This is a genomic window from Streptomyces sp. Pv4-95 (genome assembly GCF_045782725.1).
GTDB lineage: Bacteria > Actinomycetota > Actinomycetes > Streptomycetales > Streptomycetaceae > Streptomyces.
Genome location: NZ_CP127172.1, coordinates 2,519,949 through 2,542,706, shown reverse-complemented (window position 1 = coordinate 2,542,706; position 22,758 = coordinate 2,519,949). Strand labels below are relative to the sequence as shown.

Annotated in this window: 25 protein-coding genes and 5 tRNA genes; 20 read left to right on the top strand and 10 right to left on the bottom strand. The window is 70.3% G+C overall.

Annotated elements, in window-relative coordinates; all coding sequences use genetic code 11:
- Positions 1 to 15 precede the first annotated feature (15 nt).
- From QOM21_RS11180 to QOM21_RS11165, 4 genes are all read right to left on the bottom strand, one after another.
- On the bottom strand, positions 16 to 600 hold the full coding sequence (locus tag QOM21_RS11180) for a GTP-binding protein (RefSeq protein WP_398557253.1): 585 nt from the start codon (positions 598 to 600) through the stop codon (positions 16 to 18).
- On the bottom strand, positions 581 to 991 hold the full coding sequence (locus tag QOM21_RS11175; protein ID WP_030087818.1) for a DUF742 domain-containing protein: 411 nt from the start codon (positions 989 to 991) through the stop codon (positions 581 to 583). Before QOM21_RS11175 ends, QOM21_RS11180 begins: the two co-directional genes overlap by 20 nt.
- A gap of 94 nt (positions 992 to 1,085) precedes the next feature.
- A complete protein-coding gene (locus QOM21_RS11170) occupies positions 1,086 to 1,499 on the bottom strand; it encodes a roadblock/LC7 domain-containing protein (RefSeq protein WP_249636908.1) in 414 nt (137 codons plus the stop codon).
- A gap of 9 nt (positions 1,500 to 1,508) precedes the next feature.
- A complete protein-coding gene (locus QOM21_RS11165; protein WP_407549764.1) occupies positions 1,509 to 5,186 on the bottom strand; it encodes a nitrate- and nitrite sensing domain-containing protein in 3,678 nt (1,225 codons plus the stop codon).
- 606 nt (positions 5,187 to 5,792) lie between these two features.
- On the opposite strand from QOM21_RS11165, the gene QOM21_RS11160 reads away from it, so the two are divergent.
- The 9 genes from QOM21_RS11160 to QOM21_RS11120 all read left to right on the top strand — a co-directional run bounded on the left by QOM21_RS11160 (position 5,793) and on the right by QOM21_RS11120 (position 9,805).
- Entirely contained in the window at positions 5,793 to 5,987 is a 195-nt protein-coding gene (locus tag QOM21_RS11160) for a hypothetical protein (RefSeq protein WP_407549763.1), read from the top strand.
- Between the two features lie 79 nt (positions 5,988 to 6,066).
- Positions 6,067 to 6,840, top strand: a complete 774-nt coding sequence (locus QOM21_RS11155) for a fumarylacetoacetate hydrolase family protein (protein WP_407549762.1) — start codon at positions 6,067 to 6,069, stop codon at positions 6,838 to 6,840.
- Complete coding sequence (gltX, locus tag QOM21_RS11150) at positions 6,833 to 8,320, top strand: glutamate--tRNA ligase (protein WP_407549761.1); 1,488 nt, start codon at positions 6,833 to 6,835, stop codon at positions 8,318 to 8,320. The genes QOM21_RS11155 and gltX overlap by 8 nt, the downstream gene beginning before the upstream one ends.
- A 139-nt stretch (positions 8,321 to 8,459) precedes the next feature.
- Positions 8,460 to 9,185: an HAD family hydrolase gene (locus QOM21_RS11145; RefSeq protein WP_407549760.1), complete on the top strand. Its 726-nt coding sequence runs from the start codon at positions 8,460 to 8,462 to the stop codon at positions 9,183 to 9,185.
- Between the two features lie 87 nt (positions 9,186 to 9,272).
- Positions 9,273 to 9,344 (top strand) — tRNA-Gln (locus tag QOM21_RS11140).
- A 49-nt stretch (positions 9,345 to 9,393) separates the two neighbouring features.
- Positions 9,394 to 9,466, top strand: a tRNA-Glu gene (locus QOM21_RS11135).
- Positions 9,467 to 9,529: 63 nt separating this feature from the next.
- Positions 9,530 to 9,602 (top strand) — tRNA-Glu (locus QOM21_RS11130).
- 16 nt (positions 9,603 to 9,618) lie between these two features.
- Positions 9,619 to 9,690 (top strand) — tRNA-Gln (locus tag QOM21_RS11125).
- Between the two features lie 42 nt (positions 9,691 to 9,732).
- Positions 9,733 to 9,805 (top strand) — tRNA-Glu (locus QOM21_RS11120).
- A gap of 70 nt (positions 9,806 to 9,875) precedes the next feature.
- Here QOM21_RS11120 and QOM21_RS11115 read toward each other — a convergent pair.
- Positions 9,876 to 10,517: a MerR family transcriptional regulator gene (locus tag QOM21_RS11115; protein ID WP_407549759.1), complete on the bottom strand. Its 642-nt coding sequence runs from the start codon at positions 10,515 to 10,517 to the stop codon at positions 9,876 to 9,878.
- A gap of 78 nt (positions 10,518 to 10,595) precedes the next feature.
- Between QOM21_RS11115 and QOM21_RS11110 the strand changes: the two genes are divergently transcribed.
- Positions 10,596 to 11,075: a DUF4188 domain-containing protein gene (locus QOM21_RS11110; RefSeq protein WP_407549758.1), complete on the top strand. Its 480-nt coding sequence runs from the start codon at positions 10,596 to 10,598 to the stop codon at positions 11,073 to 11,075.
- A 66-nt stretch (positions 11,076 to 11,141) separates the two neighbouring features.
- Here the strand turns inward: QOM21_RS11110 and ndgR are convergent, their stop codons facing one another.
- Positions 11,142 to 11,858 (bottom strand): IclR family transcriptional regulator NdgR, encoded by a 717-nt coding sequence (gene ndgR, locus QOM21_RS11105; protein WP_350254233.1) that lies wholly within the window; start codon positions 11,856 to 11,858, stop codon positions 11,142 to 11,144.
- Positions 11,859 to 12,030: 172 nt separating this feature from the next.
- Between ndgR and leuC the strand changes: the two genes are divergently transcribed.
- From leuC to QOM21_RS11080, 5 genes are all read left to right on the top strand, one after another.
- The gene (leuC, locus tag QOM21_RS11100) at positions 12,031 to 13,461 is read left to right on the top strand and encodes a 3-isopropylmalate dehydratase large subunit (protein WP_407549757.1); all 1,431 of its coding nucleotides are present in this window, start codon (positions 12,031 to 12,033) and stop codon (positions 13,459 to 13,461) included.
- A gap of 5 nt (positions 13,462 to 13,466) precedes the next feature.
- Positions 13,467 to 14,060: a 3-isopropylmalate dehydratase small subunit gene (leuD, locus tag QOM21_RS11095; protein ID WP_407549756.1), complete on the top strand. Its 594-nt coding sequence runs from the start codon at positions 13,467 to 13,469 to the stop codon at positions 14,058 to 14,060.
- A 135-nt stretch (positions 14,061 to 14,195) separates the two neighbouring features.
- Positions 14,196 to 14,441 (top strand): hypothetical protein, encoded by a 246-nt coding sequence (locus tag QOM21_RS11090; protein WP_393895693.1) that lies wholly within the window; start codon positions 14,196 to 14,198, stop codon positions 14,439 to 14,441.
- A 125-nt stretch (positions 14,442 to 14,566) separates the two neighbouring features.
- Positions 14,567 to 15,238 (top strand): HU family DNA-binding protein, encoded by a 672-nt coding sequence (locus QOM21_RS11085; protein WP_407549755.1) that lies wholly within the window; start codon positions 14,567 to 14,569, stop codon positions 15,236 to 15,238.
- Positions 15,239 to 15,353: 115 nt separating this feature from the next.
- The gene (locus tag QOM21_RS11080; protein WP_407549754.1) at positions 15,354 to 15,557 is read left to right on the top strand and encodes a hypothetical protein; all 204 of its coding nucleotides are present in this window, start codon (positions 15,354 to 15,356) and stop codon (positions 15,555 to 15,557) included.
- Here the strand turns inward: QOM21_RS11080 and cofC are convergent.
- Positions 15,538 to 16,263: a 2-phospho-L-lactate guanylyltransferase gene (cofC, locus tag QOM21_RS11075; protein ID WP_407549753.1), complete on the bottom strand. Its 726-nt coding sequence runs from the start codon at positions 16,261 to 16,263 to the stop codon at positions 15,538 to 15,540. The two genes, QOM21_RS11080 and cofC, sit on opposite strands and share 20 nt — an antisense overlap.
- 138 nt (positions 16,264 to 16,401) lie before the next feature.
- On the opposite strand from cofC, the gene QOM21_RS11070 reads away from it, so the two are divergent.
- The 3 genes from QOM21_RS11070 (at position 16,402) to QOM21_RS11060 (ending at position 19,568) form a co-directional block, all read left to right on the top strand.
- Positions 16,402 to 17,283 (top strand): lysophospholipid acyltransferase family protein, encoded by an 882-nt coding sequence (locus QOM21_RS11070; RefSeq protein WP_407549752.1) that lies wholly within the window; start codon positions 16,402 to 16,404, stop codon positions 17,281 to 17,283.
- Positions 17,280 to 18,281 (top strand): NAD(P)H-dependent glycerol-3-phosphate dehydrogenase, encoded by a 1,002-nt coding sequence (locus tag QOM21_RS11065; RefSeq protein WP_407549751.1) that lies wholly within the window; start codon positions 17,280 to 17,282, stop codon positions 18,279 to 18,281. The genes QOM21_RS11070 and QOM21_RS11065 overlap by 4 nt, the downstream gene beginning before the upstream one ends.
- A gap of 150 nt (positions 18,282 to 18,431) precedes the next feature.
- Positions 18,432 to 19,568, top strand: coding sequence for a D-alanine--D-alanine ligase family protein (locus QOM21_RS11060; protein WP_407549750.1), 1,137 nt, complete (start codon positions 18,432 to 18,434; stop codon positions 19,566 to 19,568).
- A 30-nt stretch (positions 19,569 to 19,598) separates the two neighbouring features.
- On the opposite strand, the gene QOM21_RS11055 is transcribed toward QOM21_RS11060, so the two are convergent.
- Complete coding sequence (locus QOM21_RS11055; RefSeq protein WP_407549749.1) at positions 19,599 to 20,087, bottom strand: DUF3515 domain-containing protein; 489 nt, start codon at positions 20,085 to 20,087, stop codon at positions 19,599 to 19,601.
- Positions 20,088 to 20,096: 9 nt separating this feature from the next.
- Positions 20,097 to 20,330, bottom strand: coding sequence for an Lrp/AsnC ligand binding domain-containing protein (locus QOM21_RS11050; protein WP_407549748.1), 234 nt, complete (start codon positions 20,328 to 20,330; stop codon positions 20,097 to 20,099).
- Between the two features lie 161 nt (positions 20,331 to 20,491).
- On the opposite strand from QOM21_RS11050, the gene QOM21_RS11045 reads away from it, so the two are divergent.
- Positions 20,492 to 21,460 carry a thiamine-phosphate kinase gene (locus QOM21_RS11045; protein ID WP_393895684.1) on the top strand — a complete coding sequence of 323 codons (969 nt, stop codon included), beginning with the start codon at positions 20,492 to 20,494 and terminating at the stop codon, positions 21,458 to 21,460.
- Positions 21,461 to 21,534: 74 nt separating this feature from the next.
- Entirely contained in the window at positions 21,535 to 22,356 is an 822-nt protein-coding gene (gene thiD / locus QOM21_RS11040; RefSeq protein WP_407549747.1) for a bifunctional hydroxymethylpyrimidine kinase/phosphomethylpyrimidine kinase, read from the top strand.
- Between the two features lie 133 nt (positions 22,357 to 22,489).
- Here thiD and rpmB read toward each other — a convergent pair whose 3' ends face one another.
- Positions 22,490 to 22,675: a 50S ribosomal protein L28 gene (rpmB, locus tag QOM21_RS11035; protein WP_018087178.1), complete on the bottom strand. Its 186-nt coding sequence runs from the start codon at positions 22,673 to 22,675 to the stop codon at positions 22,490 to 22,492.
- Positions 22,676 to 22,758 lie beyond the last annotated feature (83 nt).

Sequence of the window (22,758 nt, the reverse complement as noted above, 5' to 3'; positions counted from 1 at the left end):
GGCCGTCGTCGGCGACTACTTCAGGCGGGCCATCAGGGCGTGCTCGACGAGCGTGATGAGCGCGCTCTTGGCCTCGCTGCGGTGCCGGGCGTCGGTGGTGATGATCGGGGTCCCGGGGCCGATCTGCAGCGCCTCGCGGACCTCCTCCGGCGTGTGGGGCTGATACCCCTCGAAGCCGTTGAGCGCGACGACGAACGGCAGGCCGCTGTTCTCGAAGTAGTCGACGGCCGGGAAGCAGTCGGCGAGCCGGCGGGTGTCCACCAGCACGACGGCGCCGATCGCGCCACGGACCAGGTCGTCCCACATGAACCAGAAGCGGTCCTGACCCGGCGTACCGAAGAGGTACAGGATCAGGTCCTGGTCCAGGGTGATACGTCCGAAGTCCATCGCCACGGTCGTCGTGGTCTTGTCCTGGACGTGGCTGAGGTCGTCGACACCCGCCGATGCGGAAGTCATCACGGCTTCCGTGCGCAGGGGGTTGATTTCCGAGACCGCACCGACGAACGTGGTCTTGCCCACGCCGAAGCCACCCGCCACCACGATCTTGGCGGAGGTCGTCGCGCGGCCCTGGGAGCCGCCGTCAGAGCTTGCGAAGTCCACTGAGCACCCTCTCCAGCAAGGTCACGTCCGGCGTGCCGCCGGCCTCGCCGCTGCCGCCGGGCTGGTGGATCGCCACCATCCCGGCCTCTGCCAGGTCCGCAACGAGAATCCGAGCCACACCCAGCGGTATGTGCAGCAACGCCGAGACCTCCGCCACCGACTTGACCTCGCGGCACAGGTGGCAGATGCGCTGGTGCTCGGGCAGCAGCCCGGGCAGCTGGGAAGGGTCGGCGGTCGTGCTGACCAGCGCCTCTATGGCGAGCTGGTAGCGCGGCCTGGTCCGGCCTCCGGTCATGGCGTACGGACGCACCAGCGGCTGGTCACCTTCGCTCCCGTACGGCGCCTGGCTGTAGGCGCCGTACGGGCCGGAAGTGGCAGGTGGCGGGGTCATTGATCCTCCGGGCGGGGACAACGGATGTTGTCGGGTTGGGCCGGTGGGGGGTGCGGCGTAGTGGGCGGTGGGCGGCGAGACGCTGGGGACCGCCTCAGTGCAGCAGGCTGCCCTGCAGTTCGGCTCGCAGATCGGGCGTCAGGACGGTGCCCGCGCGGTCGACCAGCAGGGCCATCTCGTATCCGACGAGACCGATGTCGCACTCGGGGTGCGCGAGAACGGCCAGCGAGGAGCCGTCGGAGACGGACATGATGAAGAGGAAACCGCGTTCCATCTCCACCACGGTCTGGTTGACGCTCCCGCCCTCGAAGATGCGGGACGCGCCGGCCGTCAGCGAGGTGAGGCCGGAGGCCACCGCCGCCAACTGATCGGCCCTGTCACGAGGGAAGCCCTCGGACATCGCGAGGAGCAGTCCGTCCGCGGAGACCACCACCGTGTGGGACACCCCAGGGGTGTTGTCCACGAAGTTGGTGATCAACCAGTTCAGATTCTGCGCCGCCTGGCTCATCGGACTCAACTAACGCTCCTGCTGGTGAGTGGGGTCGACAACGTGGTGATTGCCGGTGGAGGAAGTCCCTCCGGCCTGCCGGCCCTGCTGGATGCCCCGACGGAGATTGGTCAGCCGCCCGCGCACGTCACTGGGCGCACGCGAGACCTGCGGACCGGTCTGGGTGGACTGCTGCTGTTGCGCGGTGCCCGCGACGAGATTCGCACGCGGGACGCGCCGGGGCAGTCCGGAGGTGGTGACTCCGCCCGCGGCCGGCTGACGGACCTGCTCCGCCTGCCGCCATCGCTCGTCGTTCGGCGAGGTACGCCACTGCGGCGTGCTCTCCGCCGCGCCGCCGCCGGCCACCGCACCGTTGCGGGCGCCGTTGGCCGGAGCGCCGGAGCGCCCGGTGTCGTCGCGCCCGGCGTTGTCCTGCGCGGAACCGCGGCGCGGCAGGCGCGGGGCCGCGGCCTCGTCGCTCTGCTGCGGCGGCACACCGGCGGCGGCAGCCGCCGGGTGGCTGAACCAGTTCGACTCGATGGTGTCGAAGATCGGCGTACGGCCGTCACCCGGGCCCGCGTCGCCGCTGCCGAGCACGTCGGGGGCCGGCGCACCGCTGTCCTGGCGCGACGGGTACTGACCGGTGCCCCTGGAGTCGTCGCCGTACGCACCGCGCGCGGCGTCCTGCTGCGGGAACTGCCCGGTGTCGTACTGGCCGGTGTCGCTGTCGGGCTGCGGGAACTGGCCGGTGTCGTACTGCCCGGTGTCGCTGTCGACCTGCCGGAACTGGCCGGTCTCGTACTGCCCGGTGTCGCTGTCGACCTGCGGGAACCGGTCGGTCTCGTACTGCCCGGTGTCCGCGGAGCCGCTGCCCGCACCACGGCCGTAGCCGCCGGTACCGGCCGGGCCGCGTCCACCCTGCGGGCCGTCCGCGCCGGGCGGCGGGCCGTCGAAGTCGGGGCGGGCGAACGCCGCGGTGTCGCCGGGGCCGCCGGCGGGCGCGGGCCGCTCGAAGCTGCCGGAGGTCTCCGGGTCCTCGTGACCACGCGGCCGGTCCTGGGCGTCGCGCGGGGCCAGCGGCCAGTCGTCGGCGGCGCCGCGCTCACGGCGCGCACCCCAGCTCGTGGTGCCCTGCTGGTTGCCCGGGTCGCTCTGGCTGCCGGAACCGCCGGTCAGCTCGGCCGCGGGTCCCCGCGGCGGCAGCTGCGGCCGCTCCTCGCGCCGGGGCGCGCCGGTGGGCGGCGCCACGGTCGGCGACTGCGCGTTGTCAGAACCACGGGTCGGCAGGGAGGGACGGCCGTCGCCGCCAGGACGCCCGTCGGCGCCACCGGGACGCCCGGCGGGCGGACGGTTGCCGCCCTGTGCGGGAGCGCCCGGAGCCTGGCCGCGTCCTGCCGGTGCCTGGGCACCGAAGGCGTTGGGCGCACCGCCGCCGGGGCCGCCTCGGCCGGGCAGCGCGGGGCGCCCGCCGGGGCCGGGGCCCGCACCGACCTGACCGCGCGGCTGGAGGCCGGCGAGTCGGCTGGAGGGAGTGCCACCGGCGTCGGACGCAGTGCTCTTGGCGCTGCTGGGCGCCGGCTTCTTGCCGCCCTGGGCGACATCGACCGGCAGCATGACCAGCGCGGTGGTGCCGCCGGAGTCGGAGGGCCGCAGCTGGATACGGATGCCGTGACGCAGCGACAGCCGGCCGACCACGAACAGACCCATCCGCCGCGACACCGAGACATCCACGGTCGGCGGGCTGGCGAGCCGCTCGTTGATCGCCGACAGGTCCTCGGGCGACAGCCCGATACCGGTGTCGTGGATCTCGACCAGCACCCGCCCGTCGGGCAGCGCGTGGCCGGTCACCTTGACCTTGGTCTGCGGCGAGGAGAACGACGTGGCGTTCTCCAGCAGCTCGGCGAGGAGGTGCACGAGGTCGTTGACGACCCGGCCGGCGACCTCGGTCTGCGGTACGGCGTTCAGCTCGATCCGCTCGTACTGCTCCACCTCGGAGGCGGCGGCACGCAGGACATCGACCAGCGGAACCGGCCGCGTCCACCGGCGCCCGGGCTCCTCGCCCGCGAGGACGAGGAGGTTCTCACCGTTCCGGCGCATACGCGTGGCGAGGTGGTCGAGCTTGAAGAGGGAGGACAGCTGGTCCGGGTCGGCCTCGCGGGACTCCAGCTCGGAGATCAGCGACAGCTGGCGCTGGATCAGGCCCTGGCTGCGACGGGAGAGGTTGGTGAACATCGCGTTGACGTTGCCCCGCAGCAGCGCCTGCTCGGACGCCAGCCGGACGGCCTCGCGGTGGACGTCGTCGAACGCCGCGGCCACCCGTCCGATCTCGTCCCGGCTGTGCACACCGACCGACTCGACGGAGGTGTCCACGTCCTGCGGGTCGGCGTCGGAGAGCTGCTTGACCAGCTCGGGCAGCCGGTCCTGGGCGACCTTCTGCGCGGTGTCCTGCAGCCGGCGCAGCGAGCGGACCATGGACCGGGCCACGACGAATGCGCCGACCAGCGAGACACCGAGGACGAGGAGGATCAGCGCACCGTTGAGGATGGCGTCCTGCGTGGCGTCGTTGCGCAGCTCGCGGGACTTCTGCTCCATCTCGGACAGCAGCGTCGTCTCGATGCGCGACATCTCGTCGATCTTGACGGTGTCGGAGTCGTACCAGTCGAGGTACTTGTACTCCTGGCTGCGGATGCCGCTGCCGCTCGCGAAGGCGCGGTGCGCGAACGCGACCGCGGCCTTGATCTCGTCGTTGTTGCCGTCCAGGCCACGGGTGAGCGCGCCGGCGTTGTTGGTGTAGATCTGCGAGAAGCGGTCCCGGGCGGCCTTCTCGTTCTCCTCCGCGGTGTGACCGGCGACCCGGTCGTTGGCGGAGAGCTCGGGGCCGCCCTTGTGGGCGAGGCCGGCGCTGACCATGGCCCGCTGGATCGACGCGTACTCCTTGGCGGACGAGAACGCCGCCAGCGCACGGGTACTGCGGATCATCTCGGGGCTGCTGGTCGCCTGCGCCATGTCCTGGGAGAGCGACAGCAGCGAGGTGATCAGCTGGTTGTAGCTGTTGACCGTCCGCGCGGTGTTGTCGTCGTCCTCGTAGGCGTTGCTGCGGATCTCGTTGAGGGTGTTGAGCTGGCGCCCGATCTCCAGGACGGTGGCCCGGACACCGGCCATCGTGGCGTCCTCGCCCTGGATGTCGCCGGTGGCCTGGTTGAACGAGATCTTGGCCCGGTCGGTGGCCTCACGCGGCGCGACGACGTTCGCGTCGTCCTTGGTGTTGCCGCTGCCGGCCAGCGGACCGGCCGACTTGTCCCGCTCCACCTGGAGCGCGTCGGCGAGCTCGGTCGCCTGCCGCGTCATCTCGGTGAGCAGCTGCATCTTGTCGAGCTGGTCGATGTTCTCCAGCGAACTGGTGATGCGCATGCCGCCGAGGGTGGTGGCGGCGACGACAGGGAGCGCCAGCAGGGAGACCAGGCGGGTGCTGATGCGCCAGTTGCGTAGCGCCATGCGGTTGCCGGGCCCACTGCCCTTGGGCGCCTTGGGCATCGGGCTCTCCGTGGAGCTGTCGCCCGGCGCCTGGCCGTTGCGGTCGGACGGCACGTTGTTGCCGCCCACCGGCTTGTTGCCCTGGGCGCGCTGGGGCGAGGAGGCGCGGTCGGTCCCGCCGCGCAGCTCCGGGTCCGCCGCAGCGCTGCCATCCCTCTTGAAACGTCCCTGCACTAGCGTCGCAACCTCTGGACCAGGCGTCCCTCCGCGTGAACGGCGGGACGGTGTCGAGTCGTAGGGGACCGCTAAGTCCCCCATGGCGGTCGTGAGTGACCGGCGGGCTGCCCTCTCTGGCCGAGAGAGCGGCACCACCGCGCGGCGTTGTTTTCAACGCCCTGCGCGCCGGCTGAAACGTGCGGCGGTCCGTGGAATTCCAGCACAGTGCAGGATCTCCAACAAGAGCGGAGCCATTGGCTGTGACATGGGTGACGCAATGTATGGAACGTGTGACGACACGTAGAGGATTGCGCCCCAGATAACGGACTTTTGCCCGCGAGTCGTTCCCCTGTGGGCCCTGTCCCAGGTGCGGTGATCGGGAGCGGAACGTGCGCTTCAATGCGCCAATGTCCCTTTCGCCCATGGTTGTTGATCATGGGAAATGCGGCATTTGTCACACACTTCGTGAGCAAACTCACAGGGAGATCATCGAGAAACGCTGCGTGTCACGGGGAATAGCGCGCTTAGCCTGACGCTTTACATAGTTGCCTGAAACGACAAGGCGACACCGCTTCGGCTTCCCGAAGCGGCCGGCCCCATCTCACCAACGCGAGGCGTGACGCAGTGAAGACCACGATGATGTTCCGCAACATAGCCAACCCGCGGCGCACCACCCTGGCCCACCTCAAGGACGCCGACGAGCTCGGCACCGAGGCCCTCCAGGCAACGGAACACGGTCTCGAACTGCCCGCCCAGACCGCCAACCCCCGCCGCACCGTCCTGATGGACGCGCCCGAGCAGGGCGCCCCGGCCTCGTAACGCGGCGGACCGGCCGTGCCCCCGCGATAGCCTGGAGTGTCAACTCCGGCCAATGATCAATGAGGGGCAGCGGCAACCCGTGCGCATCGCCAGATTCTCCATCGACGGCAACGTCGGCTTCGGCGTCGTCGAAGGCGACGAACTCGACGTCATCAAGGGGCATCCCTTCGCGGAATTCGAGCGCTCGGGCCAGAAGGTCCCCCTCGACAAGGTCCGCCTCCTGCCGCCGGTACTGCCCAACAAGGTCGTGGCGATCGGGCGCAACTACGCCGACCACGCCGCCGAGCTGGGCAACGCCGTCCCGGACGTGCCGGTCACCTTCTTCAAGCCCTCCACCTCGGTGGTCGGCCCCGGCGACCCCGTCGCGTACCCCTCCTTCTCCCAGGAGGTGCACCACGAAGCGGAGCTCGCGGTCGTCATCGGCCGCATGTGCCGCGAGGTGCCGCGCGAGCGCGTCAAGGACGTCATCCTCGGCTACACCTGCGCCAACGACATCACCGCGCGGGACGTCCAGCAGCGGGAGAAGCAGTGGGCGCGGGCCAAGGGCTTCGACAGCTCCTGCCCGCTCGGCCCCTGGGTCGAGACCGGCCTGGACCTCTCCGACATCAGCGGCGGCCTCGCCGTCCAGTGCACCGTCAACGGCGAACAGCGCCAGCTCGGCCGCACCAGCGAGATGGTCCGCCCCGTCGAGGACCTCATCGTCCACATCACCGAGGCGATGACGCTGCTCCCCGGCGACGTCGTCCTCACGGGCACCCCGGCCGGGGTCGGCCCGCTCAACGTCGGCGACGAGGTCGCCGTCACCATCGAAGGCATCGGCACTCTCACCAACAAGGTGATCAAGCGTGGCTAACGCGACCCCCGGCTCCCCCGTCCGCGTACGTTTCTGTCCCTCCCCGACCGGCAACCCCCACGTGGGCCTGGTCCGCACCGCCCTGTTCAACTGGGCCTTCGCCCGGCACCACCAGGGCACCCTCGTCTTCCGTATCGAGGACACCGACGCGGCCCGCGACTCAGAGGAGTCCTACGGCCAGCTGCTGGACGCCATGCGCTGGCTTGGCTTCGACTGGGACGAGGGACCGGAGGTCGGCGGCCCGCACGCCCCCTACCGCCAGTCGCAGCGGATGGACCTCTACAAGGACGTCGCCGACAAGCTCCTCACCGCCGGGCACGCCTACCGCTGCTACTGCACCACCGAGGAACTGGACGCCCGCCGCGACGCCGCCCGCAAGGCCGGCAAGCCCTCCGGCTACGACGGCAAGTGCCGCGTGGTGACCACCGAGCAGAAGGCCGCCTACGAGGCCGAGGGCCGCACCTCGATCGTCCGCTTCCGGATGCCGGACGAGCCGATCACCTTCACCGACCTGGTCCGCGGCGAGCTCACCTTCACCCCGGAGAACGTCCCGGACTACGGCATCGTCCGTGCCAACGGCGCGCCCCTCTACACGCTCGTCAACCCTGTCGACGACGCGCTGATGGAGATCACCCACGTCCTGCGCGGCGAGGACCTGCTCTCCTCCACCCCCCGGCAGATCGCCCTCTACAAGGCGCTGATCGAGCTCGGCGTGGCCAAGGAGATCCCCTCCTTCGGCCACCTGCCCTACGTCATGGGCGAGGGCAACAAGAAGCTCTCCAAGCGCGACCCGCAGGCGTCCCTCAACCTCTACCGCGAGCGCGGGTTCCTCCCCGCGGGACTGCTCAACTACCTCTCCCTGCTGGGCTGGTCGCTGTCCGAGGACCGCGACATCTTCACCATGGACGAGATGGTCGCGGCCTTCGACATCGAGGACGTCAACGCCAACCCGGCGCGCTTCGACCTCAAGAAGTGCGAGGCCATCAACGGCACCCACCTGCGCATGCTGGACGTCAAGGACTTCATCGCCGCCTGTGAGCCCTGGCTGCAGGCCCCGCACGCCCCCTGGGCGCCGGAGAAGTTCGACCGCGCCCGGTTCGAGGCCATCGCCCCGCACGCGCAGACCCGTCTGACGGTCCTCTCGGACATCACCCCCAACGTCGACTTCCTCTTCCTCGACACCCCGGTGGAGGACGAGGCGTCCTGGGCCAAGGCGATGAAGGAGGGCTCCGACGCCCTGCTGAGGACGGCCCGCGAGAAGCTCGAAGGCGCGGACTGGTCCAGCCCCGAGTCCCTCAAGGAGGCCGTCCTGGCCGCCGGTGAGGAGCACGGCCTCAAGCTCGGCAAGGCGCAGGCCCCGGTCCGGGTCGCCGTCACCGGCCGCACGGTCGGCCTGCCGCTCTTCGAGTCCCTGGAGGTCCTGGGCAAGGAGCGCACCCTGGCCCGCATCGACGCGGCGCTGGCCAAGCTGACCGCCTGAGCATCCGACGCCCTGAGGGGGTGGCCGCCGATCCGGCGGCCACCCCCTCAGTCGTTCCCCGGCCGGGACGGCCACCGGAAAACACGGCACGTCCGAAGCCCGAACGCCACAATGGGCAGGACATCCTGAGGAGACCGCCATGCCCGTCCACGCCGTCCTGTGGGACGTCGACGACACCCTCTTCGACTACACCGGCTCCGACCGCGCCGGCGCCCTGCGGCACTTCCGCGCCGAAGGGCTGCTGGACACCTACGGCGGCGCCGAGCCGGCGCTGGAGCGGTGGCGCGCGGCGATGGAGAGCGAGTTCGCCCGCTTCCTGGCCGGTGAGGTCGGGTTCCTCGACCACCGCCGCGGCCGCGCCCGGACGTTCCTGGGCGCGCCCCTCTCCGACGCCGAAGCGGACGCCTGGTTCGGCCGCTACATCGCCCGGTACGAGGCGGCGTGGACCCTCTTCCCGGACGCAGGACCGGCCCTGGAAACGCTCGCCCCCCTGGTCCGCCAGGCCGTGCTCTCCAACTCCTCGACGGCCAATCAGGAGCGCAAGCTGAGCGCCCTGGGCATCCGCAGCCGCTTCGAAGCCGTGCTGTGCGCCGACGCCCTGGGACACGCCAAACCGGCCCCCGAGGCCTTCCTGGTGGCCTGCGAGACGCTCCGCCTGGCACCCTCCGACGTCGTCTATGTCGGCGACAAGCTCGACATCGACGCGCTCGGTGCCCGGGACGCCGGTCTCGCCGCCGTCTGGCTGGACCGCACGGGCACCGGCGCTGACCTGCCCGACGGTGTGCGGCGCATCGCGAGTCTCGCGGAACTGCCCGACTTGTTGCGCGGGCTTATCGGTTTTGGTGCGCCGTCTCCCATCGGGTAATGTTCTTCCTGCGCCGCCCGAGAGGGCCGAAAGGCCTGGCCGGAGGGCGCAAACCAAACAAACCCCCGCTCGGGGGTTGAGTTTTGGTGGGCTATGGTGTAATTGGCAGCACGACGGTTTCTGGTTCCGTTAGTCTAGGTTCGAGTCCTGGTAGCCCAGCAAGAAGTCTTCTCCGTAAGCGTGGAAGGTTTCTTGATCGCAGTACCAGGCCCCCGTTGTGTAGCGGCCTAGCACGCCGCCCTCTCAAGGCGGTAGCGCCGGTTCGAATCCGGTCGGGGGTACAGATCCTTTCTCTCCGTTTCCTTCGGGTCGCTCCCGGATGCAACGACGCAAGGATCGCTAGGGCCCCCGTTGTGTAGCGGCCTAGCACGCCGCCCTCTCAAGGCGGTAGCGCCGGTTCGAATCCGGTCGGGGGTACTGGTCTAAACCACCATGGGCTATGGTGTAATTGGCAGCACGACGGTTTCTGGTTCCGTTAGTCTAGGTTCGAGTCCTGGTAGCCCAGCGCAGAGTGTCCTCAGGACATGGCTCAACTGCAAGAAAACAGGCCCCCGTTGTGTAGCGGCCTAGCACGCCGCCCTCTCAAGGCGGTAGCGCCGGTTCGAATCCGGTCGGGGGTACGTGAACGGCAAGGCCCTCGCTTCGGCGGGGGCCTTTGTCATGCCTCGCGGCCCCCATTCACCTCCCGACTCACTGGCCGTAGCGGCGGGTGGCCAGTTCCTCCTGGGCCAGCCTGCGCAGGCTGAGCAGCACCGGCTCGTAGAGCACCGCTGCGGCGACGGCCGCCTCGACCTGCTCGACCTCCTCCGGCAGCGCTTCGAGGACATCGAGGTCGTGGCCCGCCACCTCCTCCATCTTCCGTGCGTACGGCGTGAGTTCGGCGACACCGGTGACGTATCCCAGTTGCCGCAGGCTCGCCATCGCGGTGACCAGGGTGCGGTAGGCGGGGGAGCGCGGGCCGATCTCCAGGGCGTGGTCCCAGCCGAGTTCGTCCAGCAGGCGCCGCGCCTCCTCGTCCGCCTGCGCCGTCGCCTGAGCCTCGGGGTCGGCCTCCGGGGGCTGCGGCAGTGCCCACAGGGCCGCGCCTAGCCGGATGGTGCGGCTCAGGCTCTCGTCGTCGACGGCCGCGAGGACCTCGCGGGCTGCCGCCACCGGGACCTTGCCGACCTGGGTCAGGGCGCGCACCAGACGCAGCCGGCGCAGATGGGACTCGTCGTACTCGGCCTGTGTCGCGGTGATCCGCCGTCCCTGCGGCAGGAGTTGCTCGCGCAGGTAGTACTTGATCGTGGCGGTGGAGATGCCGCTGCGCGCGCTGAGTTCGGAGAGTCGCATCCCTTGTGCCTCCTACTGGGAGAGTGCCACTATCCAACCACCGGATAGCTCCACTATCCAATGAGCCAGGGAGTCGTCATGCGCAGCAGGACCCAACCCGGCCGGACCACGGCGGCCGCCCGCGGCGATGTCGTGGTCTTCCACATCGGGATGCGGATCAACCATTTCTGGGCGGTGCACCGATGGCTGCCCGTCTTCCTCGCCATGCCGCGGATGCTGCGGGAGTTGTCGCGCGACCCCTCCGCGGGGCTGCTCGGCCACCAGCTGCTGTCCGGGTCGCCCAGGACCTACTACGTCGTCCAGTACTGGGAGTCCAAGGAGAAGTTGCTCGCCTACGCCACGGCGCCGGACAAGCTGCACCGGCCCGCCTGGGCAAAGATCAACCGCTATGCCCGCAAGGGCGAGCGGCACGTGGGGATCTGGCACGAGACCTATGTGGTGCCCGAGGGGTCCTACGAGTCGATCTACGGCGACATGCCGCCCTACGGGCTGGGCAAAGCCCATGGCGTCGTCCCGCTGCGGGACGGGTTGCAGGCCGCCGACCGGCTGGCCGCCTGAGCGGACGCGCCGGGGCCCTGTCGAGCCGGCCCGCGGGGGCCGGCCGGACGGGGCCCGGCCGCGGCCTCAGCTGGTGCGGCGCAGTCCCTCGGAGAGGCGCGCCGCGGCGTCGATGACCGCCTGGGCGTGCATCCGGCCCGGGTGGCGGGTCAGCCGCTCGATCGGGCCGGAGACCGACACGGAGGCCACCACGCGGTTCGAGGGGCCCCGGACGGGCGCCGAGACGGACGCGACGCCCGGTTCCCGCTCGCCGATCGACTGGGCCCAGCCGCGGCGCCGTACGCCCGAGAGTGCCGTGGCCGTGAAGCGCGCGCCCTGCAGGCCGCGGTGCAGCCGCTCGGGCTCCTCCCAGGCCATCAGGATCTGCGCGGCGGAGCCCGCCTTCATCGGGAGCGTGGAGCCGACCGGGACGGTGTCCCGCAGTCCGGACAGCCGTTCCGCCGCTGCCACGCAAATACGCATGTCGCCCTGCCGGCGATAGAGCTGGGCGCTCTCGCCCGTCACATCGCGCAGGTGGGTGAGCACCGGTCCGGCCGTCGCGAGCAGGCGGTCCTCGCCCGCCGCTGCCGCGAGCTCGGAGAGCCGCGGACCGAGGATGAACCGGCCCTGCATGTCCCTCGCCACCATGCGGTGGTGTTCCAGAGCCACGGCCAGTCTGTGTGCCGTGGGTCGTGCAAGCCCGGTCGCCGCGACCAGCCCGGCGAGGGTGGCCGGACCGGACTCCAGAGCGCTCAATACCAGAGCTGCCTTGTCGAGAACGCCGACGCCGCTAGAGTTGTCCATGCAACGATACTCGCGTCTCACAGTGTGAAACGCAAGTTCAATTTTCCGGGGAAGTCGTCAATCTGTAGGTGTGGCCCTCGACCAGGGCCCGGCGTAAGGCCCGGCAAGGGGTTGCGGGCAGCACGCGCACAGTCGAGTTAGGCCGGCAAAGCGGCCGGCCGGAGGGAAAGCGATGGGACGGACACTCGCGGAGAAGGTCTGGGACGACCATGTCGTCCGGCGCGCGGAAGGCGAGCCCGACCTCCTCTTCATCGATCTCCACCTGCTGCACGAGGTCACCAGCCCGCAGGCGTTCGACGGCCTGCGCAAGGCCGGTCGCCAGGTGCGCCGCACGGACCTCACCATCGCCACCGAGGACCACAACACCCCCACCCTCGACATCGACAAGCCGATCGCCGACCCGGTCTCGCGTACCCAGCTGGAGACGCTGCGCAAGAACTGCGCGGAATTCGGCGTCCGGCTGCACCCGCTCGGCGACGTCGAGCAGGGCGTTGTCCACGTCGTGGGACCGCAGTTGGGACTGACCCAGCCCGGCACCACCGTGGTCTGCGGTGACAGCCACACCTCCACCCACGGCGCCTTCGGGGCCCTGGCGTTCGGCATCGGCACCAGCCAGGTCGAGCACGTCCTGGCCACCCAGACGCTGCCGCTGGCCCCCTTCAAGACCATGGCCATCACCGTCGACGGCGAGCTGCCCGACGGCGTGACGGCCAAGGACCTGATCCTGGCGATCATCGCGAAGATCGGCACCGGCGGCGGCCAGGGCTACGTCCTGGAATACCGCGGCTCGGCCATCGAGAAACTGTCGATGGAAGCCCGCATGACCATCTGCAACATGTCGATCGAGGCGGGCGCCCGGGCCGGCATGATCGCCCCCGACAGGACCACCTTCGACTACCTGCAGGGGCGCGACCACGCTCCCAAGGGCGCGGACTGGGACGCGGCTGTCTCGTACTGGGAGACGCTGCGCAGCGACGACGACGCGGTCTTCGACGCCGAGGTCGTCATCGACGCCTCCGCGCTGGCGCCGTTCGTTACCTGGGGCACCAACCCGGGCCAGGGTGCGCCGCTTTCGACGAACGTCCCCGACCCTGCTTCGTACGAGGACGCCTCGGAGCGCTACGCCGCCGAAAAGGCCCTGGAATACATGGGGTTGACGGCGGGTCAGCCGCTGCGCGAGATCAAGGTGGACACCGTCTTCGTAGGTTCGTGCACCAACGGCCGGATCGAGGACCTGCGCGCCGCCGCTCAGATCCTGGAGGGCCGTTCGGTCGCCGAGGGGATGCGGATGCTGGTCGTCCCCGGCTCCGTCCGGGTCTCCCTCCAGGCCGTGGCCGAGGGCCTGGACAAGGTCTTCACCGCGGCGGGGGCCGAATGGCGGCATGCGGGCTGCTCGATGTGCCTGGGTATGAACCCCGACCAGCTGGCCCCAGGTGAGCGCGCCGCGTCCACCTCCAACCGCAACTTCGAGGGCCGGCAGGGCAAGGGCGGGCGCACCCACCTGGTCTCGCCGCAGGTCGCCGCCGCAACGGCGGTTCTCGGCCATCTGGCCTCACCGGCCGACCTGTCCGACGCCGACGTCTCTGTGCCCGCGGGAGTCTGAGAACCATGGAAGCTTTCACCACCCACACCGGCCGGGCCGTCCCGCTGCGCCGCAGCAACGTGGACACCGACCAGATCATTCCCGCGCACTGGCTGAAGAAGGTCACCCGCGACGGTTTCGAGGACGGGCTGTTCGAGGCCTGGCGCAAGGACCCCGGGTTCGTCCTCAACCAGGAGCGGTACAAGGGCGCCACGGTGCTGGTCGCCGGCCCCGACTTCGGTACCGGCTCCTCGCGTGAGCACGCCGTCTGGGCCCTGCAGAACTACGGCTTCAAGGCCGTCATCTCCTCGCGCTTCGCGGACATCTTCCGGGGTAACTCCCTCAAGAACGGGCTGCTGACGGTGGTCCTGCCGCAGGAGACCGTCGACACGCTGCAGAAGCTGCTGGAGGCCGACCCGACCGCCGAGGTGACGGTGGACCTGGTCGACCGGCAGGTGCGGGCCGAGGGCGTCAGCGCCGACTTCGAGTTGGACGAGAACGCCCGCTGGCGGCTGCTGGAGGGGCTGGACGACATCAGCCTCACCCTTCGGGAGGAGTCGTCCATCGTGGATTACGAGGCGAACAGGCCGTCGTTCAAGCCGCGTACGGTAGAGGTCTGACCTCGGGTTTTTGGCTCAAAGCATTATTGCGTACGATGCGCCCCCTGTGCAGTTGGCAGGGGGCGCATCGGCTTGTGGAGGCGCCTGTTGAGGCCCCGTGAAGCGACAACTCGCCGCAGATGGCACAATTAGCGCATGGAACGCGACGACCAACTCGAGCTCTACGGTGACGTCGCCGACCGCCTCAAGGTCGCACACGCAAGAGTGCGGACACTGCAAGTCCCGGAGGGCGTACGGATGGCGCTGACCCGGAAGCTGCTCGTCATCACGGCCGCGGCTAAACACGATCTTGCGGACGCGGCAAGGCGTCTGGAGTGGTTCATGGCAGACCTCGACGAAGGTCGTTATCCCGAAGATGTGCGCCCCGACGGAAGTCCGTGAAGGTCGAGTTCGTTGCGGCACAAGGGTGATTAGCCCGTTTCGTGTTTGATTTGCGGTATATATCTGCCTAACGTGCGAAAAAGCTTGGACACTTTCGTTCCAGCAATGTCTCCGAAGGGGAAGACGTGAACAAGGCGCAGCTCGTAGAAGCCATTGCCGACAAGCTCGGCGGCCGTCAGAACGCCGCGGACGCCGTGGACGCGGTTCTGGACGCAATCGTTCGTTCCGTTGTCTCCGGCGACCGCGTTTCGGTCACCGGATTCGGCTCGTTCGAGAAGGTCGACCGTCCGGCCCGCTACGCCCGCAACCCGCAGACGGGTGAGCGCGTCCGGGTCAAGAAGACCTCGGTGCCGCGTTTCCGCGCCGGACAGGGCTTCAAGGACCTGGTCAGCGGCTCGAAGAAGCTCCCCAAGAACGACGTGGCCGTCAAGAAGGCCCCCAAGGGCAGCCTCTCGGGTGGAACTTCCACCCGTACGACGGTCAAGAAGGCCGCGGCCAAGAAGGCCACCGCCAAGAAGGCCGCCACGAAGAAGGCGACCACGGCGAAGAAGACCACCGCCACCGCGAAGAAGGCGACGGCGAAGAAGGCCCCCGCCAAGAAGACCACGGCGAAGAAGGCCACGGCGAAGAAGACCACCGCCAAGAAGGCGACCCCGGCCAAGAAGGCCACGGCCACGAAGAAGGCCACCGCCAAGAAGACCGCCCCCGCCAAGAAGGCCACGGCGAAGAAGGCCCCCGCCAAGAAGGCGACGGCGCGCAAGACCACCGCCAAGAAGACCACCGCCCGCAAGCGGTAATGCGGCAGCGGCGACCGTCACGCGTCGGGCCGGTCTCCCTTCGGGGAGCCCGGCCCGCGGTGCGTTCGGGGGCCGGGCGGGGCCCCGGTCCTGCCCGGCGTCTAGGCTTTGGCCCATGCAGGCCACCGCGTACACCTACGACTCCGAGAGCCACTCCGGCAGCGTGCTGCTGGACGACGGCACCCCGCTGCCCTTCGACGCGGCGGCCTTCGACGCCGGCGGCCTGCGGCTGCTGAGGCCCGGCCAGCGGGTCCGTATCGACGTCACGGGCGAAGGGGACGGGCGACGCGTCGTCCTCGTCACGCTCCAGACGTTCTGAGCCGCGGCGACGGCTGCCCCTCGGCCGCGGCCGTGCCGCCCGCGCCGGCGGCCTCCCCGCCCCCCAGCTGCGAGGTCTCGCGCGCGGTGTGGGGGCCCACGCCCAGCGCCAGTGCGGCGCGCAGATCCTCGCCGGTGTCCACGTCCCGGCGGACCGACGGCACCCCCACCACGACGATCTCCCGCGCCCCGGATGCGAGGTGACGTGCCCGGGATGGCCCTCCGAATGCCGGTTCCAATTCCTTCCCGGAAGTCGCGGTCAGAAGCGTTGTTCCGATATTCGCGGCATCTGCGAGAAATGCGCGCGGAAATAGCGCGGCGGAATGGAGCACCAGTTCCAGCTCGGCGGGGCGCAGCGCGGGCAGATCGGCGTTCAGGGCGGCCACGGCGGCGCCGGGCCGGCGCGCCCGTACGGCGGCGGCGCCGTGTGCCAGGGCGGCGTTCAGCCCCCGGGCCGGAGTGTCGGGTACGACGCGCGCCCCCAGGGCCGCAAGGCGCTCACCGGCCAACGGATCGTCCGTGACAACCGCCACATCCCGGACGTCCTTGCAGGCCAGCGCCGCGGTGACGGTGTCCAGGGCGAAGGCGAGCGCCAGCCGGGGCCGAAACTCCTCCCCGGTGGCCCGGGAGAGCCTGCTCTTGGCTCGCACCAGCGGTTTCAACGGGACCACCAGACTCCAGCCCACATCCGCTCCGTCTCTTCGCATCGGGATCATTCTGACCCGCTGCCGCCGCCGTTCGGGAGCGGCGGGGTTACGGTGTTCTCGACATAGCGGGTACCTGGGGCGACACTTGTGCGGCTGCCGGCTCGCAGCAGCGCAGCAGTCCACAAGGAGGGTGTCCCAGTGTCCCGCCGCAGAATCGGCTTCTGGTACCGCTTGGCCGCGGTCATCTGCAAACCGCCGCTCTTGGTTCTGTTCAAGCGGGACTGGCAGGGAATGGAGCACATTCCGGCCGACGGCGGATTTATCACCGCGGTCAACCACAACTCGTATCTCGACCCGCTCTCCTATGCGCACTATCAGTACAACACCGGGCGGGTCCCGCGATTCCTCGCCAAGGCCGGACTCTTCAAGAGCGGCTTTGTCGGTGTGATGATGCGCGGCACCGGCCAGATCCCGGTCTACCGGGAAACCACCGACGCCGCGACGGCCTTCCGGGCCGCCGTCACCGCGATCGACCGGGGCGAATGCGTCGCCTTCTACCCGGAGGGCACCCTCACCCGCGACCCCGAGATGTGGCCCATGCAGGGCAAGACCGGTGCCGCCCGGGTCGCGTTGCTGACCAAGGCGCCGGTCATCCCCGTCGCCCAGTGGGGCGCCAACGAGGCCATGCCGCCGTACGCCAAGGAGGACAAGCTCCGGCTCCTGCCGCGCAAGACGCTGCGGGTGAAGGCGGGACCGCCGGTCGACCTGAGCGAGTTCTACGGCCAGGAGCCCACCGCCGAGGTGCTGCGGGCCGTCACGGAGACGATCATGGCCGCGGTCACCCAGCAGCTGGCCGAGATCCGCGGCGAGCCGGTCCCCGCCGAGGTGTACGACTACCGCAAGGCGATCGCCCGGGAGCGGCGAGCCGCCCGCGCGGCCGCCAAGGCCGCCACCGCGGCGGAGGCCGGTGCCGCGGAAGCCGGGGGAGAGCGGGCCGCGACGCCCGCGAGCGCCGCCGAACCGTCCGCCGGATCGCAGACCCGAAGCACCCAGCAGGCACAGGAGGATGAAGGCAAGTGACGCGCTGCGCCGTCTACGGCACGGGGTCCTGGGGCACCGCATTCGCGATGGTGCTCGCCGACGCGGGATGCGAGGTGACCCTGTGGGCACGCCGCGCCGCCCTCGTCGACGCCGTCAACAACGGCCGCACCAACCCCGACTACCTGCCCGGCGTCGAGCTTCCGGAGTCGGTACGGGCGACCACCGACCCGGCGGAAGCGGCCCGCGGCGCGGACTTCACCGTGCTCGCCGTGCCCTCCCAGACACTGCGCGCCAACCTCGCCGAGTGGGCGCCCCTGCTGCCTGCCGACACGGTCCTGGTCTCCCTGATGAAGGGCGTCGAACTGGGCACCGCCAAGCGCATGAGCGAGGTCATCGAAGAGGTCGCCAAGGTCCCGCCGGAGCGCGTCGCGGTACTGACCGGACCCAACCTCTCCAAGGAGATCGCCGCCCGGCAGCCCGCCGCCGCCGTCGTCGCCTGCGTCGACGAAGCGGTCGCCCGCCGTCTGCAGACGGCCTGCCACACCCCGTACTTCCGCCCGTACACCAACACCGACGTGGTCGGCTGCGAACTCGGCGGTGCGGTCAAGAACGTCATCGCGCTGGCCGTGGGCATCGCCAACGGCATGGGCCTGGGCGACAACGCCAAGGGCTCCTTGATCACCCGCGGCCTGGCCGAGACCACCCGCCTCGGCCTGGCGATGGGCGCCGACGCGCACACCTTCGCGGGCCTGGCCGGGATGGGCGACCTCGTCGCCACCTGCTCCTCGCCACTGTCGCGCAACAACACCTTCGGCATGAACCTCGGCCGGGGAATGACGCTGGAGGAGACCATCGCGGTCACCAAGCAGACCGCGGAGGGCGTCAAGTCCTGTGAGTCCGTGCTGGACCTGGCCCGCAGGCACGGCGTCGACATGCCGCTCACCGAGACCGTCGTGGACATCGTCCACGAGGGCAAGCCGCCGATGGTGGCCCTCAAGGACCTGATGTCGCGCACCGCCAAGCCGGAGCGGCACTGAGCCGTCGGTCCGGGAAGGACCGGGGAGCGCCCGGGAGGGCAGCCGGGAGGCGTCGTGCCCACCCTCGTGCCCCCCGGCCGGCGGCGCGGCGCCACCAACGGCCGCCGCAGCACTGACTCCGGGCCGGTCAGCAGGTACCCTCGACCCGATATGAGCAGCGAGACCTTCTCCCACAAGCCCCGCGTCGCCGTCGTGTTCGGCGGACGCAGCTCCGAGCACGCCATCTCCGTGGTCACCGCCGGAGCCGTGCTGGCCGCCATCGACCGTGAGAAGTACGACGTGCTGCCCATCGGCATCACGTCCGACGGCCGCTGGGCGCTGACCGCCGACGACCCCGCGCGGATGGCCATCTCGGACCGTCGGCTGCCCAATGTGGCCGAACTGGCCGAGTCCACCGAGGGCGGCGTCGTGCTCCCGGTCGACCCGACCAACCGCGAGGTCGTCTACAGCGAGCCCGGTTCGGTGCCCAAGGCGCTGGGCGAGGTCGACGTGGTCTTCCCCGTGCTGCACGGCCCGTACGGCGAGGACGGCACCCTCCAGGGGCTGCTGGAGCTGTCCGGAGTGCCCTACGTCGGCTCGGGCGTGCTCGCCTCCGCGGTCGGCCAGGACAAGGACTACATGAAGCGGGTGTTCGCCTCCTTCGGGCTGCCGGTCGGCCCGTACGAGGTCGTCCGCCCGCGGGAGTGGGAGCAGGACCCCGCCGCCGCCCGCAAGAAGATCGTCGACTTCGCGGCGGAACACGGCTGGCCGCTGTTCGTCAAGCCGGCCCGTGCCGGTTCGTCGATGGGCATCACCAAGGTCGACGACCTCTCGGGCCTGGACGACGCCATCGAGGAGGCGCGGCGGCACGACCCCAAGATCCTCGTCGAGTCGCTGCTGCGCGGCCGCGAGATCGAGTGCGGGGTGCTGGAGTTCGAGGACGGCCCGCGGGCGAGCGTGCCGGCCGAGATCCCGCCGGTCACGGCCCACGACTTCTACGACTTCGAGGCGAAGTACATCGACTCCGCCGCCGGTATCGTGCCGGCGCCGCTGAGCGCCGAGGAGACCGCCCGGGTCCAGGAGCTGGCGGTCGCGGCCTTCGAGGCGGCCTCCTGCGAGGGCCTGGTCCGCGCGGACTTCTTCCTCCAGGACAACGGCGAGTTCGTGATCAACGAGATCAACACGCTCCCCGGCTTCACGCCCATCTCGATGTACCCGCGGATGTGGCAGGAGAGCGGTGTGAGCTACCCGGAGCTGATCGACCGGCTCATCCAGGCGGCCCTGCAGCGTTCCACGGGCCTGCGCTGACCGCGCTGCCGGCGCCGTCACGGCGCCGGCCTACACCCCCTTGGGGACGGTCTTCTTCACGGCGGGCGCGAACGCGGTCAGCACATTCACCTCGGGGGCGTACTTTCCCGGAACGGTCACCTCGACGAAAGCCTTTCGCAACACCGTCGTGAAGCGATATCCGTCCGCCTGCTTCTCGAAGAGCCATTCGACGCCGTCGACTTCCGCGGCGTCGGCGCGAGGGTTGTAATGTTCACTCCCGTACGTCAACACGTCGGGCTTCGGCACACCGCACCGCAATTGCACGGCAGGATCGCCCCAGATGGCAGTGAAGTCGGAGACGGGCTCCGCGGTACCGCGCTCCAGGCCGTTCACGGCCGAGGGCAACTCCTTGTGCAGGGCCTTGCAGTGCCGCGCGGCCTCATCCTCGGGGGAGGGGACGGCGACGTCCGACGAGGAACAGCCCACCGCCGCGAAGAGGACGGTGAGCAGGGGCCAAGCCACATACCGGCGGCGCGAAGAGATCACCCGGCCGAGCATACGGGGGAGCTAGATATGGACGACCGGGCAGGTCAGGGTGCGCGTGATGCCCTCCACTTGCTGGACCTTGGCGACCACCATGCGACCCAGCTCGTCGACCGTGTCGGCCTGTGCGCGCACGATGACGTCGTAGGGACCGGTCACATCCTCGGCCTGGAGCACGCCGTGGATCCGCGTGATCACTTCTGCCACCGCCGAGGCCTTGCCGACCTCGGTCTGGATCAGGATGTACGCCTGTACCACGGGACCTCCAGGGCGGCGGCTACGAGGATCATGTGGGAAGAAGGGACGCCACGGTACCGCGTCACCGAGCGGAGCGGGGAGACCCGCGCGGTGAACACGGCAAGTGCGGCACCGGCGTCAGCGGAGTACGGAACGTCCGTACGCGTGGGAAGGGCAACAGCATGAAGGGCACCGTGGGCGAGTTGGGGGAGTTCGGGCTGATCAGGGAGCTCACCTCCCGGCTCACCACCACTCCGGCCGTACGGATCGGGCCGGGAGACGACGCCGCGGTGGTCACCGCGCCCGACCGAAGGGTCGTGGCCAGTACCGACATCCTCCTGGAGGGCCGGCACTTCCGCCGCGACTGGTCCACCGCCTACGACGTCGGCCGCAAGGCGGCCGCGCAGAACCTCGCCGACATCGCGGCGATGGGCGCGGTGCCCACCGCGATCCTCCTCGGCCTGGTCGTCCCCGCGGAGCTTCCCGCGACCTGGGCCTCCGAGCTGATGGACGGGCTGCGCGACGAATGCCAGGTGGCGGGCGCCGCGGTGGTCGGCGGCGACGTCGTGCGCGGCGACACCATCACCGTCGCCATCACCGCGCTCGGAGATCTGCGCAACCAGGAGCCGGTCACGCGGGCCGGCGCCCAGCCCGGCGACGTCGTCGCGGTGACCGGCTGGCTCGGCTGGTCCGCCGCCGGGCACGCCGTCCTCTCGCGCGGATTCCGCTCGCCGCGGGCGTTCGTGGAAGCCCACCGCAGGCCCGAACCGCCGTACCACGCGGGCCCCGCGGCCGCCGGGCTCGGCGCCACCGCCATGACGGACGTCAGTGACGGACTGGTCGCGGACCTCGGGCACATCGCCGAGGCCAGCAAGGTCCGGATCGACCTGCGCTCCGCCCAGATCGACATCCCCTCGCAGATGTCCGACATCGGCACGGCCTGCGGCGTGGACCCGATGCAGTGGGTGCTCAACGGCGGTGAGGACCACGCGATCGTGGCCACCTTCCCGCCCGACGTGAAGCTGCCCGCCCGGTGGAAGGTCATCGGAGAGGTGCTCAACCCCTCCGCGCTGCCCCAGGTGACGGTGGACGGCGCCCCCTGGGCGAAGGCCGGCTGGGACCACTTCGGGGACAACGGGGAAGCCGAGTAGCCCACCCGCAGCGGCGGCGTCCGGTCCCCGGGCGGCCGCCGGCCGGGCGTACGCCGCCGAGTAGATTCGACGGCATGCAGATACCTCCACGTGTCCTGACCGTCGCCGGTTCCGACTCCGGCGGCGGCGCGGGAATCCAGGCCGACCTGAAGACGATGCTGGCGCTGGGCACCCACGGCATGAGCGCGCTCACCGCCGTCACCGCGCAGAACTCGCTCGGTGTCCAAGGCGCGTGGGAGCTGCCCGCCGAGGCGGTGCGGGCCCAGTTCCGCAGCGTCGTCGACGACATCGGCGTCCAGGCGGTCAAGACCGGAATGCTCTCCTCGGCCGTGCTCGTCGAGACCGTGGCGGAACTCCTCGCCCCCTTGCGGGTGCCGGTCGTCGTCGACCCCGTCGGGGTCTCCAAGCACGGCGACGCGCTGCTCGCCGAAAGCGCCCTCGACGCCGTGCGCACCGCGCTGCTGCCGACGGCCACGGTCGCCACCCCCAACCTCGACGAGGTCGCGCAGCTGACCGGCATCCAGGTCGCGCAGGAGGCCGACATGAGGCAGGCGGCCACCGCGATCCTGGAGCTCGGGCCGCGCTGGGCCCTCATCAAGGGCGGACACCTGCCGCCCGGCCCGGGGCAGGAGGACGGCGGCAGCGCCGTGGACCTGCTCACCGACGGCACCGAGGAGCACTGGCTGCGCGCCCCTCGCCACGACAACCGGCACACCCACGGCACCGGCTGCACCCTCGCCGCGGCCATCGCCGCGCAGCTCGCCAAGGGAGAGAGCGTCCCGCAGGCGGTCGCGGCCGCCAAGGACTACGTCACCGGCGCCATCGCGGCAGGCTTCCGGCTGGGCGCGGGCATCGGCCCCGTCGATCATGGCTGGCGCATCCGCGGCGCGCACTGACGGCCGGGTACGGAACGGGCGGGGGCTCGCCCCGCCCGGTGTGCGCCCGCCCCCGGGAAAGGCAAAAGCCGGTCCATCTCTCGATGGACCGGCTTTCCCAAGCAACCGGCTGGGCTGCGCTACGGCTAAGACGTCAGCGCGAGACCTTGCCGGCCTTGATGCACGAGGTGCAGGCGTTCAGCCGCTTCGGCGTGCGCCCGATCACTGCACGCACCGTCTGGATGTTGGGGTTCCAACGACGGTTGGTACGGCGATGCGAGTGCGAGACACTCTTGCCGAAGCCCGGCCCCTTGCCACAGACGTCGCAGTTGGCAGCCACGGGTCACTCCAAAGACTTCAGATGCACTTACGGTGAAATCCCGACGAGCCGAGTGCATTGACCGACCGGCTTCGCCAGGAGAG